The organism is Pseudoalteromonas sp. JC28 (genome assembly GCF_013319255.1).
GTDB lineage: Bacteria > Pseudomonadota > Gammaproteobacteria > Enterobacterales > Alteromonadaceae > Pseudoalteromonas.
Genome location: NZ_QOKX01000004.1, coordinates 171,746 through 184,958, shown reverse-complemented (window position 1 = coordinate 184,958; position 13,213 = coordinate 171,746). Strand labels below are relative to the sequence as shown.

11 protein-coding genes are annotated in these 13,213 nt (G+C 42.6%); 5 read left to right on the top strand and 6 right to left on the bottom strand.

What is annotated here, in order from left to right:
• The first annotated feature begins 57 nt into the window (after positions 1-57).
• Entirely contained in the window at positions 58-669 is a 612-nt protein-coding gene (locus DS891_RS10670; RefSeq protein WP_227386883.1) for a TIGR04211 family SH3 domain-containing protein, read from the top strand.
• Between the two features lie 149 nt (positions 670-818).
• Here the strand turns inward: DS891_RS10670 and DS891_RS10665 are convergent, their stop codons facing one another.
• The 3 genes from DS891_RS10665 to ctlX form a co-directional block, all read right to left on the bottom strand.
• Positions 819-1,481 carry an outer membrane beta-barrel protein gene (locus DS891_RS10665; protein WP_102057433.1) on the bottom strand — a complete coding sequence of 221 codons (663 nt, stop codon included), beginning with the start codon at positions 1,479-1,481 and terminating at the stop codon, positions 819-821.
• Positions 1,482-1,685: 204 nt separating this feature from the next.
• The gene (locus DS891_RS10660; protein WP_174169777.1) at positions 1,686-3,116 is read right to left on the bottom strand and encodes a sodium:alanine symporter family protein; all 1,431 of its coding nucleotides are present in this window, start codon (positions 3,114-3,116) and stop codon (positions 1,686-1,688) included.
• 82 nt (positions 3,117-3,198) lie between these two features.
• Positions 3,199-4,110, bottom strand: coding sequence for a citrulline utilization hydrolase CtlX (gene ctlX, locus DS891_RS10655; RefSeq protein ID WP_174169776.1), 912 nt, complete (start codon positions 4,108-4,110; stop codon positions 3,199-3,201).
• A 168-nt stretch (positions 4,111-4,278) separates the two neighbouring features.
• Here ctlX and DS891_RS10650 point away from each other — a divergent pair, with 168 nt between their 5' ends.
• Positions 4,279-4,710, top strand: coding sequence for an Lrp/AsnC family transcriptional regulator (locus DS891_RS10650; protein WP_128725236.1), 432 nt, complete (start codon positions 4,279-4,281; stop codon positions 4,708-4,710).
• 100 nt (positions 4,711-4,810) lie between these two features.
• Here DS891_RS10650 and DS891_RS10645 read toward each other — a convergent pair whose 3' ends face one another.
• Positions 4,811-5,920, bottom strand: coding sequence for a mechanosensitive ion channel family protein (locus DS891_RS10645; protein WP_174169775.1), 1,110 nt, complete (start codon positions 5,918-5,920; stop codon positions 4,811-4,813).
• A 134-nt stretch (positions 5,921-6,054) separates the two neighbouring features.
• Between DS891_RS10645 and DS891_RS10640 the strand changes: the two genes are divergently transcribed.
• Complete coding sequence (locus DS891_RS10640) at positions 6,055-7,026, top strand: YihY/virulence factor BrkB family protein (protein ID WP_174169774.1); 972 nt, start codon at positions 6,055-6,057, stop codon at positions 7,024-7,026.
• A 131-nt stretch (positions 7,027-7,157) separates the two neighbouring features.
• Here DS891_RS10640 and DS891_RS10635 read toward each other — a convergent pair whose 3' ends face one another.
• On the bottom strand, positions 7,158-8,564 hold the full coding sequence (locus DS891_RS10635; protein ID WP_174169773.1) for an alkaline phosphatase PhoX: 1,407 nt from the start codon (positions 8,562-8,564) through the stop codon (positions 7,158-7,160).
• Between the two features lie 140 nt (positions 8,565-8,704).
• Entirely contained in the window at positions 8,705-11,098 is a 2,394-nt protein-coding gene (locus DS891_RS10630) for a TonB-dependent receptor (RefSeq protein WP_174169772.1), read from the bottom strand.
• A 66-nt stretch (positions 11,099-11,164) separates the two neighbouring features.
• Here DS891_RS10630 and DS891_RS10625 point away from each other — a divergent pair, with 66 nt between their 5' ends.
• Both DS891_RS10625 and DS891_RS10620 read left to right on the top strand, forming a co-directional pair.
• On the top strand, positions 11,165-11,656 hold the full coding sequence (locus tag DS891_RS10625) for a Fur family transcriptional regulator (protein WP_227386879.1): 492 nt from the start codon (positions 11,165-11,167) through the stop codon (positions 11,654-11,656).
• 11 nt (positions 11,657-11,667) lie between these two features.
• On the top strand, positions 11,668-13,002 hold the full coding sequence (locus tag DS891_RS10620; RefSeq protein ID WP_174169771.1) for a dihydroorotase: 1,335 nt from the start codon (positions 11,668-11,670) through the stop codon (positions 13,000-13,002).
• Positions 13,003-13,213 lie beyond the last annotated feature (211 nt).

Below are 13,213 nucleotides of genomic sequence, written 5' to 3'. Positions count from 1 at the left end.
CCGCGAAATCCCTACTATTTTGTAAACTTTACGACCCAAAGAATAAAAGGCCCACGCATGTTCAACTTTAAGCAATTTATCATTGCGAGCCTGCTCTTCACCAGCTTTATAAGCTTTGCCGAAGAGCCAGACGAAAATAGCACAGTAAACACGGCAACACCAAACGGCTATATTAGTGACAATCTTTTTATTTTCATGCATACAGGTCCAAGTAAAAATTATCGAATTTTAGGTTCTGTTGATGCTGGTACGCCAATCACTATTTTGAGTGGCGCTAATGACGAGTTTGTCCAAATTAAAGACGACAAAGCAAGAGAAGGTTGGGTAGAAAGTAAATTTGTCACCACGGAGCCAGGTTTAAAGCAACAATTAGAGGCGGTTAACCAAACCTTGGTGGAAACCCAAGAGGCGCTGAACGACGCCCAGCAGCAGCTTCCAATGCTGCAGCAAAACAATACCAATTTGCTAGCTGAAAATGCTTCACTTCAAGACACTATTTCAGGGCTTGAAAAGCAACTACAAGATGAGCGTTTAGCACAGCAGCAAAAAGTCCAAAAAGAGCAACACCAGTTGCTCACTTACGGTGGCATCATCGGGATCAGTGGCATTATTATCGGTGTGATCCTGACGCTATTTTTATCTCGTAGAAAGCGTTACGACGGCTGGTAAGTGGTTATATACCTATTGAGGTTAGATAACTTCGTCACTGACGGTTCATCTAAACTCTATTGTCAAAATTGATGGGGTGAATTGCTCAATTCGCCCCACTCTAAATACAGTTCTGAAAATAACCTTTCTCTACTATGAATATCAGCGTATTAAAAAGCCCAACCAAGTAACATGGATATATCGTGCAAATTATGCTCATATTGAACTACGCCTGTGTAGTCATATTCTTTTGATTCTTTAATATTCAAAAGAGAGTATTCCAAACCAACATAGAGATTATCTGTTAGTCGATACTCAACACCTATCGAGGTATAAATATCATTACCGCTATCACCTGAACTAGTGCTGCCTGTAGGAACCAATTGTGCAGGGATCACATCTTTGTATTGCCAATGTGCCATTCCAACTCTTATATTTGCATTAATATTGGTAGACACCTCAATCTCTCCCTTAATCCCCAACCTCAGAGATTCGGTATCAATAGGAAACCTGACTCGATATGAGTAGTCATATGGGTTTTGATAGATTCCAGAGAGTGTGTTAGAAACGTGAACGGAATATTCAGCTAGTGACTCACCATGAAAATGCTGTGCGATTTCAAGAGCTAAATGATCTGTAAGCCCAACACCGAGCCTCAGCCCCCATGAATCAGAATTAGCGGATGACGCACGCCTATATCCTAAGTCAGATTCTTGCTCGGCATAAAATTCATTATTGGCTTTACCAAAAAGTACTTCTGAAAATATGGCAATATCAGCCTTCGCGTACATAGGCAACGATAGTACTGCCAGTCCAAATAATTGTTTTTTCATTATCACATCAGTGTTTAAAGATTAAAAAGGAAGCAATATTTAGTTTGAAATATTGAAGAGAAAAGCGGGAGGAAGTATACACAGAATATAAAAAATTTAAACAAGGCGTATGATTGAAAGTTTGGAGATACTTTTTAACTTAAAAATATCAAAAATAAATAAAGGCCGGAAAATTCGGCCTTTATTTATTCCATCTAAAACGTATTAGGCTGAACTCTTCGCATTAATATTACCCCAAATGCCAGACTCAGTAACTCCTTGCACTTTGACCTTATCGACTTCGAATACAGGTTCTTTCCCTTTTGCTCTTTGCAGATGATAATCGGCCGTAACCGCCAAGATAGTGGGTGTAAGGCGCACGATGGCAATAACATTCACCACCGTCATTAAACCCAATGCGATGTCGGCAAGATCCCATACCTGTTTTAGCGTTGCCGAAGCGCCCCACAACATCATAGACAAGTAGCATGCGGTATAAATTGAACGGCCAACTTTATTGTCCAGATGGAATAAGTGTAAGTTACTTTCAGCATAGGCGTAATTAGCCACTACAGAGGTGAAAGCAAACAAAGTGATCGCCGCAGCGACAAAGTACACGCCCCCAGTTGCTAAATGCGCGGTCATCGCAGATTGCGTCAGCCGTATGCCTTCCATCTCACTGCTAATATCTATATCTGCCAATAGAATTATGACAGCAGTACAACTACACAACACGATGGTATCAAAGAATACGCCTAGCATTTGGATATAACCTTGGGTCACGGGGTGATTGGGAATTGGCGACGCACTTGCCGATGCGTGCGGCACACTACCCGCTCCCGCCTCGTTAGAATAGAGCCCACGCTGAATACCATTTTTGATAGCTGCGCCAAGTGCGCCTGCGCCCGCTTCTTGCAAACCAAAAGCTGAAAGCAAAATATCTTTGATCATGGCAGGGACTTGCGAGTAATTCATCACGGTAATAATAATGGCCGCAAGGACAAAGACTAATCCCATTACTGGCACTACCTTTTCAGCAAATCGCGCAATCGCTTTGAAGCCACCAAGAATAATAGAGCCGGCAAGGACTGTGATCACAATACCTGAATATAAGGTTGGAATATCAAACGCATTATTGAGCGCATCGGTGATGGTATTGGTTTGCATCGCGCTAAAGGTAAATCCATATCCCAAAAACAAGCAAAAGGCGAAGCATACTGCAAACGCCCGACTTCCCAATCCCATGTGAATATAATAAGCAGGACCACCTCTAAACTCACCTTGGCTATCTCGCACTTTATAGACTTGCCCAAGTACACTTTCGGCAAAGCCTGTTGCCATCCCCAAAATGGCTATCATCCACATCCAAAATATCGCACCACTGCCACCAAGAGAAATAGCAACTGCAACACCTGCAAGGTTACCGGTTCCAACTCGAGCTGATAGCCCCGTGCATAACGCTTGAAAAGAACTGATGGTATTGTCATCACCCTGACTGCTGCCCCGTAACAGGCTAAACATATGGCGAAACTTTACAATTTGTATCCCTCGCAAAAGAATAGTGAACCAAAACCCTGCAAATAGCAGGATATAAATAAGTATCTGGCCTTCTCCCCATAAAAGCCCATTAATACTCTTAACTGCACTTTCAAACATAGGCGATTCCTGTTTTATTATTATTTGCCGTTTATCTAGGGCCTGTTGACCTTCTTGACGGATAAACAGGCCCTAGTATTATTTAACGGTTATTTAAATGGACTCCAGCAATCATACAACGCACTGAGCCACCTGCGGCTTCAATTGTCGGTATATCAATAGCAACTAGCTTAGCTGACTTTTCAATGACAGCAATTTGCTCAGGCAACAACGCCTGATAAGCCGTTGTGGAAAGCGCAAGTATGTGTCCCATGCTTCCTTGTAGCTCAATCGCGTTGCCGCAAAAATGTTGGATCTGCTGATAAGATAGCGCAATCAGGGTGTGGCCGCTTTGCGTAAAACGGTTAATAAGCTGTGCCCGCTGATATTCTGGCACCATATCTAGGCATATCATGGCGAAATCGGTGGCGACACACATTAAGACATTAGTGTGATAAACAGGCACTTCATTCTTATCATAGGCATTAAATATCTCTGCCTGTAGTCCCAACTGCTCGCAAACTTGATTAACTAACACGGCGTTGGTGCGCTTGGATTCTACCGCATAGGCCACTTTAGCTTGATGATCGATAACCACAGAGCCGGTGCCTTCAAGGAATATTTCTTCAGCAGTTAGGTGACTATAATCGTTGATGTTTGTCACCTGATAGTGAGCACTCAGAAAATCGATAATATCGCGACGGATCTCCAATCGTCGATTCAAGGCGTACATAGGGTAAATCGTCAACTGACCATCGCTATGGGTCGAAAACCAGTTATTTGGAAAGACCGAGTCAGGCGTGTCTGTGGAGGTATCTTCAAATAAGTGTACTTTCACGCCAGCCAATTCTAACGCTTGCACGGCGTTGCTGACCTCAACATAGGCTCTGTTGTTAGGGTTGTTTTCACTGCATGCTTGCTGAAAGGCGTTATCTTGCATGGTTTGCGGGTTCGAAGTGAAATGGTGTGGGCGGATCATCACCACCGCTCGTGGTGCTTGAAATATCGTTGTCATACTGCACTCATTATTTGATTTGGGCGTTGTCTTACACAATATCAGTGTAACCACACCATAAGACGATTTAAATGCCAAAATCTTATACAATTAGTGCAATTTTCTATCACTTTGCTAAGTTGAATTATACAAATAGACTAATCATGACAAAAACCACAAAGCTGTACTATGACTCCTTACTTATATGATGCGCTTGACAAAGCCTTGATTGCTGAATTGCGCAAAGATGGCCGAGCAGCCATTTCAACTTTAGCCACTACGCTCGATGTGTCTCGCGGAACCGTACAAAACCGTTTAGATAGACTCATTTCCAGTGGTGCAATTCTAGGCTTTACAGTGCGGGTTCATGAATATATCGAGTCCGAGCTGGTGCGCGCTATCATGATGATAGAAGTGATCGGTAAATCCACTACTCAAGTGATCAATGCACTGCGTGGGATCCCCGAACTCAGTAAAATTCATACCACGAACGGGGCATGGGATTTAATCGCTGAAGTACAAGCCGCTAACCTCAGTGAATTCGATGGTGTACTGAGGCAAGTTCGAGAGATTGATGGCATTTTAAATAGTGAAACCAGTATTTTGCTATCGAGTACGTAAAGCTCGATAGCGTTGTTCATCTAGATTAGGGTGATGAGTCGACAGTCCGAAATAATCTAAATCAGCCATGACACATTTCAACACTTAACCTAATTTACTGCTAAATTATATTGTCCCCTTCTTCTGGGCTTCGAGCGCGCTCTGCTTGCTCTCTGATCTCATCCGCATCGCTACTCACATCGTCAATATCCGCATCTACTGCACTTGCTGTGGTTTTGTTCTTTTGTTTCACAGGCGCTCTGCTACTCGAATTACTGGTCGCTTCTTTGTTTACTCCTTGTGTTTCAGTATTCGCAGCTATGATTATCCGCTCTCTAGCATCATCAGGCATGCTTATACCGTGTTCTGTAAAGCAATTAACGGTTTCTCGCATGAGTTGAGACGCCACTTTGATCGGGCTATGTTGTTCGCTATTGACCCAAAAATAAATGGTAAGATTGATAGTCGCGGAGCCTAAGGCTTCAAGTAGAACCTGAGGTGGCGGGTCGTTTAAAACCGCACTTTGCTCTTTAAGTAAGTCAATTGCAATTTGCTGCGTCAGGCGAATATCGTTGTCATAGCCAATACCAATCTTAAAGTGTCCACGTGTTTTGGGGTTGGCAGTAAAGTTTTTAATTACATTCTTGTAGACGGTAGCATTGGGTATTTGAATGTGATTACCATCGTAATCAACTAAGGTGGTTGCGCGGGCGGTGACTTTTTTAACGATCCCCAAACGGTTATCCACTTCAATAACGTCATCAATTCTAAACGGGCGTTGGACACTAATTAGCATACTCGAAATAAAGTTCTCGGCGATATCACGAAACGCAAACCCAAGAATAAGACCGACAAGCCCAGTACCACTCATTACTGCGACGGCAAACTCACTTAACCCGGCCAAGCGCAAAAAGATATAAATACCAAAAAATATGACTAACACACTGATAAAACGGCGAGTGACGAGATGTAATAATCGACTTTTACTGACATAACCTATGGGTTTAATCAAAAGATAAGAGATTGGCCGTGCTAAATAATAACAAAGCACAATAACCACAATTCCCAACGCCAAAGCAGGTAATAATTGCCATGCGGTTTGTAAAAAGTGCACAACCTGTGCGCTTAAACTTAGCGTATCTGATGTGCTCACGGCCTCAGTCACTTCGCGAGAAGCTGCCGCCTGAATCATATTAGTCATTTGATTTTTAATAAGATTATTGATTTCCATATTGCACTCTTTGGGTTTTTATTCATAAGATCACGAGTTGACTAGTAGCAAATATAACGCCAAACGAGATTGGCAGACCTTTTGCTGTATATCACTTTAGATCAACAGGCCCAGAATTGATTTAGGAAAGACCAATGGCAGCTCATAAACATGGCTTTAATGCAGACAGGCCAAGCGATATTCCAGCACTCGGTTGGTGGGATGTCAGTAAACGGCTATACCACAGCTTATCCCAAGATAATTTATCTCTGGTTGCCGCTGGAGTGGCATTTTATGCCCTGCTGGCAATATTTCCTGCGTTAGCGGCCGTTGTTTCTATCTATGCCTATTTTTCTTCTCCTGCAGAAATGGTTGACCAGCTACTGCCGCTTATTGAACTCTTACCACCATCCAGTCAAGAAATTATGTTGCAACAACTCAAAGCGCTCACTCAAAAATCGCAGGCAAGCCTAAGTTTAGGTGCTATTTTTACCCTCTTTTTAACAATATGGAGTAGCAGTAAAGGCTGCCAAGCGTTGATCACAGCCTGCAACATTACGTATCATGAGCATAATAAAAGGCAGTTTTTACAAGCGCTAGTGGTACGCTTTTTGTTTTCTGTGGGGGCGATTTTCGTCGCGATTGTGACGTTGTCTATTATCGGAATTTTACCGATTGTGCTTAACCTCGTAGGATTTACCACAGCACTCGATTCGATTATCCAACTAATCACTTGGTCTATTTTAGCAGCACTATTTCACTTTTCTTTGGCGTTTGTTTATCGTTATGCGCCTCATCGCAGAGCCGCAAAATGGCGCTGGATAACACTCGGCTCGTTTACTGCAACCGGTTTATGGATCTTGGCGTCATTGGGATTTTCATATTATGTCGCGCAGTTCGCTTCTTACAATGAAACTTATGGTTCATTGGGAGGCGTCGTCATTATGATGATGTGGTTATATTTGAGCGCATATATCATTATTTTTGGTGCCGCACTAAATGCCAGTACTGAGCTACAAACTTTAAAAGATAGTACCGTTGGACCAGCAAAAACCAGAGGGCAACGAGGTGCATTTGTGGCTGATAATTTAACTACAAGACAACGTAAAGAAAAGGAGCCTCATTGATAATAGCATCAATATTAATAGCTCACTTTCACGATTTAAATTTTGCTTAGATTACTCAGCAGCAAGTTGAGCTTCGCGACCAAAATACACTTATGAGAACATAAACCAAATAGCGAAAAGGTCAACAAGCCCTAATTCAACAAATTAAAATTAGAGAGGCTATTTATTTTTGCTTGATTAAAGTGCTCCCATGGTCCCACAATCGCCAATGTTGTCGTTGGTGAGTACACATTAACAAATAAAGTCTTGCCGTCTGGTGAAAAACAAGCGCCGGCGAGCTCAGTTTGCTTAGCTAGCCGCGCAAAATTATAGAGTTCTCCCTCTGGTGTTACACCTCTTAGGTAGTTATTTACAACATCGGAATACTGATCCTCACAAACAATTAAATGTCCTTGTGGCGACACGGTAAGATTGTCACCAAAATTATAGAGAGACTGGCTAGTGCTTTCGACAAATAAAGACAACTTTCCTGGATTGAGGCGTTCTTTTTCTGTTCCCTCAAACTCAGATGGCTGATACTTCATGATTTGCCCTAGCTGCTTTTTTCCGCCATTGGTACAGCAAAAGTACAGCTCTTTTTCACCCCAATGGATCCCTTCACCTCGAGCAAATAGCGCAGCTCCACTTCGATAAGCACGGATCCGTAAATCGTCTTTAGCACTTTGTGGGTCGTCCAAATCTATCCACTCAACAGTAAACTCCTGATGAAGTGGCATCGCTTTTTTATTCCAATTTCGACTATCAAATTGCGGGCTTTCTTTCACTACCATCGCTTGTAATTTCCCTCCTTTGTGGAGCTTTGCCTTTTCGTTTGGAATAAAGCGGTAAAAAACGCTGTCTCCCCTGTCTTCCGTGAGATAAACAATACCTGTTTTGGGATCAACAGCAGCGGCTTCATGATTAAACCGCCCCATTGCTTTTAGAGGTTGTGGCTTAATTAAACCCTTTGCAGTCGCTGGTACTTCAAAAATATATCCGTGATCTTGTGTAAAACCATCATTTTTAGTTGCAGTTGTTTCTTCACAAGTAAGCCAACTCCCCCAAGGCGTTATTCCACCAGAACAGTTACGAATAGTGCCAACCAAGGATAAATATTCTTGTTCTTTTTGGCGTGTTTTTAGGTTATACACAATATGACTTGTGCCACCAGGAAGCGCGATGCCTGAGCCATTTGTATCAAAAGCAAGCTCACTTTTATGGTGACGAATACTGTCCTCGGCTTTTGCTAAATCTGTTGGTTTCAATTCATGATTGCGGATCAATGCAACCCGTTCTTCATCTAAAGCAATACAACCCATACCATCGGCTTTATCAGGTACAGTAAAACCATCGGACATTTTATCTCCAAGGCTTGATACTATTTGATAACTGAAACCTTGGGGCAAATCGAGTAAACCATTGGGGTCGGTGATCAACGGTCCATACCCAGCTATCATTGTGTTAAAGTCTAATAGTGACACTCTGCCAAATGCGCTTTTAGAAAGGCCGATAAATGCGAGGGTGCCAGCCCCCCTTAAAAACCCTCGACGTGAAACCATAATTTCTCCTGCTGATCGTAGTCGTGTCAGTAATAATCTCGTGCTACATATAGATAAGATTTATGTTGTTGTAAAACTCAGTTACTTGTGTACCTGTGTGGCTTTAACTAACAGGTACACAATGGTTTAACCTGCTAAAACTAAAAATAGCCGCGAATACCAAGCGCGAAACTGCGTCCCGGACGAGGGCCTATATCTTTTAAGAATGAACTATGTACTCGTGCTTCTGTATCCGTCAGATTGCTCCCTCTAAGATAAATAGAGAGATCTTGATTTAACACAGAAAGATCATAAGAGATGCTAGCATCAACTAAGGTATATCCGTCGGTCGCGGTTTCTTCTGGTGCAATCCGGTCCTGCTCTTGATATCGAGTAATGTGGATATGTGCACTGAGATTATCCGTCTGATAGCTTAACTGCGACCCAAAGCGCAGAGGTGGTGTACGAGGTAAATCGCCGCCTTCTTCTAATCTGGCGCGCACAAAGTCAGAGAAAACATCAACTTTCAACTCGTCGGTCAATTGCCAAGCAACTTGCGCTTCAAAACCGTGCAAAACCACATCATCTGTCTTGAATAAATAAATAGGTAATTCGGAAGCATGATCGTGCTCATGTTCATGATTGTGGTCGTGACTATCGCCGCTCTCGGCGTACAACCCAGTTTCTATTTGATAGTAGTAGTTATCTACTTGGTTGTAAAAAGCATTAAAAATAAAGCCTATATCGCCTTGGGTTTTTCGCAGTGTAATATCAATATTGTGCGACTTTTCTAGCGCTATGCCTTGCTCATCGAGTTCAAAATGACCGTGCTCATCCATTTTGAACAACGCTCCTACCTCGTAAGTGCCGGTTCCTATGTGAGGACCAAAGGAAAATAACTCCGATGAAGAAGGAGCTCGTTCAGAGTGTGAAACAGATAACCCAAGGTTATAATTTTGCGCAAAGTCCCATACAAGACCCGAAGATAAACTGACAGGGGTAAACTGATGCTCAACCGCATATACCTTTGTTGCTTCTGAATCGTGACCGATGTGGTCATGCATTTCAGTATCATGCGAGTGGGCATCAATACTTGGTAAAGGCACATTACTTGCGGTGATCTCCACTTGCTCAATACGACCACCTAACTGCACTAAAAAATCACCAAACCTCCTTTCCTCCATTACCCCTATCGCAAGTGTTTGGGTATCAGATGGCGGCGTAAACGCCTCACTACCTTGAGCCTCAACATCACTGTGTTTGTAATGTAAGCTTACGCCACCAGTCCAAGCAGACAGAGGCTGATGTAGTAAATCAACTTTTAACTCATTGGTATCATTCTTAAATGTTGTTCCAACCATGCCGTGCTCAACTTCAGCATGTTCATACTCTGTAAAACCAGCACGCACATTCACTTTATCAAGCCAACCTTTGTTAAACTTGTACTCGCTTAATAGTTGCACTTTTGTTTGTGCTAAGTCCGCAAAAACCTGCTCTTCAGCCTCATGATGTGCTTCTTCATCACCATGCGTATGTCCCGGAATGCCGTATTTGCGGTTAAATTTCTCAACAGCCACACCGACATAACCTTGGTCAAATAAGTAACTTGAGCCAACCGTAAAACCATCAGACTCTTCAGCACTATTTGCTACTTTATAGTGATGTTCACCACTGTTATTCCTTTCACTATGCTCATGAATTTCAGCAGGAACAGGTACTTCGTAGTCATTAGATTCTCGCCAGAATGCATCAACATATAAAGCCACAGAACCAATACCCGATGTCGCATTAAACGAGGCTGTATTTTGGTCATCAACAGAGTTACTTTCCAGATTCCATTCTCCGCGAGTTGCATTATCGGTTGGAACTCTTGTATCGACGACATTAACCACTCCCCCAATCGCACCGCTACCATAAAAAAGAGTTGCAGGTCCCCGCAATACCTCAATTTGTTGAGCCGTTGAGGCTTCGGAGGCGACTGAGTGATCAGGACCAACTCTAGATACATCACTGACATCTAATCCATTTTGCGTCACCAACACCCGCGGGCCACTCAAACCTCGAATAATTGGTGTACTCGCTACTTTGGCGTGGAAATTTGTGTTGACGCCAGGCAATTTTTCTAAGCTATCCCCTAGCGTAGCGGTTTGCTGTCGACGCAATGTTTCACCTGACAAAACACTAACTGGAACCGCAGATTCCATCGCCGACATATGTACAGGGGTAGCTACAATATCTATAACTTCTATTGGAGAACGATTTAACATTAGCATTGCGTTTTTAACGCCACCTTGATCCAGAGTGAGCGCCTTATGCAGATGAGCAAAACCAGGTGCTCTTACATGGATTTGTTGATTTCCAAGCCCAACGCCCGAAATTTGAAAATGACCATTGTTATCTGTGACTACGCGAATATCAGTTCCTTCGACCTCAATTGATGCATTTGCAATCCCTTTACCAACTTTATTGACGACTGTACCTTCTATAGACTTTGCTACAAGACTTGGTGGTAACAGTGCAGCAACGAGCAAGGATATTGTTGATAGTTTAGACATAACGACTCCAATAAATGTTATATTGTATCAATTATGCTTGATATGTTATATTGTATCAATAGTTGAATGAATTATGTCGTCATTGCCGTGAACAAAACTCAACGAAACTTTATTCTCAAACAGGCTCAAGCAAAATGCCAATCGTTAGGGCTGCGTTTAACTGAAAAACGACAGGGCGTGCTAGAAATATTATTGCAAACAGTCGAGCCGCTATCAGCGTATGAACTTACTGACAAATACAATAAAAGCACCAACTCTCCTATTCTAGCAATGTCCGTGTACCGCATTCTTGAATTCTTAGAATCAGTCAATCTGGCACACCGGATCCATTCTGCAAATAAATATATAGCCTGTAAGAGTCTAGATGGTGCGTGCCATCACCATCTATCCGTGATCTTGGTCTGCAGATCCTGCCATCAAATAGAAGAAATAGATTCTGTTCAAGAGGCTGCTAAGCATCTATTTAAAGCGGTAGAAAGCACTGGATTTTCAGCTGCAAATGCACGCTTAGAGTTGCCTGGCTTATGTAACCTTTGCAAAGCCAAACTTGACAAATAGGTCCCTATAATATGAAAAACACACTGATAAAAAATGCAATTGTGGTCAACGAGAATCAATCACAAGTATGTGATGTACTTATCGTTGAAAACAGAATAAATAAAATTGCAAGCTCAATAACTGCGCAGCCAAATGACTATATTGTGGATGCGACAGGTTATTTTCTACTCCCTGGAATGATAGACGACCAAGTACATTTCCGTGAGCCCGGCTTAACACAGAAGGGTAATATAGCCTCAGAATCCAGAGCTGCTGTGGCAGGTGGTATCACCAGCTATATGGAAATGCCAAACGTAAGCCCTGCGACTACAACCATTGAAGCTCTTGAACAGAAATACGCGATTGCGTCTAGAAGCTCGCTGGCAAACTATGGTTTCTACTTAGGGGCAACCGAAGATAATTTAGAACAAATAAAACGTTTAGATGCGAAGAAGTACTGCGGTGTTAAAGTTTTTATGGGGGCATCAACAGGCGATCTACTCGTTGAGCATCCACAAGCACTCGACGCAATTTTCAGAGAAAGTCCAACCCTAATTGTCACCCATTGTGAAGATGGAAGAGTGATTGAAAAGAACTTATCCATGTGCATAGGACGCAGTGGCAGTTTAACAATTCAAGATCACCCCATCATTCGTGACGCCGAAGCGTGTTATTCATCCTCTTCGTACGCTGTATCTTTAGCGAAACAATATCGTAGCGATTTACATGTACTGCATATCACAACAGAAAAAGAATTGAGCTTATTCCCTTCAGGCGATATTCGCGACAAACATATTACGGCAGAGGCATGTGTTCATCATTTGTGGTTCAGTCAAGAAGATTACGCACTGCAGGGTAACCTAATAAAATGCAATCCAGCGATTAAAGCGAAAAGCGATCGTGATGCTTTGTTAGCAGCAGTGCGAAATAATCAAATAGATATTATTGCTACTGATCACGCGCCTCATACTTGGCAAGAAAAGCAACTCCCCTACCAGCAAGCACCTGCGGGTTTGCCTTTAGTTGAACATGCATTATTAAGCTTGCTCGACCATGTGCATCATCAGCGTTTATCTATAGAGCAGCTCGTTGAGAAAATTGCACATAATCCAGCGTTAAGGTATCACATTGTAGATAGAGGCTTTATTCGCGAAGGATACTATGCTGACTTAGTGCTCGTGAACCCTCATCACGAAACACCCACTTGCCATCAGAAAACACACTATCACTGTGGCTGGACCCCATTCGACGGTCACCGTTTTTCAGCAAAAGTTTTAAAAACTTGGGTGAATGGCAGTCTCGTTTATGACGGCCAACAACCGCTTAATACACCCACAGCCGCTATGCCACTAATTTTTAATCGCTAGGGCATGTTTACCTTTCAAGTTTGTTTTTGCAGCAGTTTGATTGGTATTTGTACAAGGCAGAGCCTGCGTAGCATAGTTATTCTATGTGAGTCAGGCGATAACACAGTAGAAATGCTAATCAAGCGCTGCCCTTTGGGTTCACCTGAGTGCGCTTTGTTCATTGTTGCTCAACTTTTGCCTAGATTACTAGGCGGCAAGTCGAGCGTCGCGA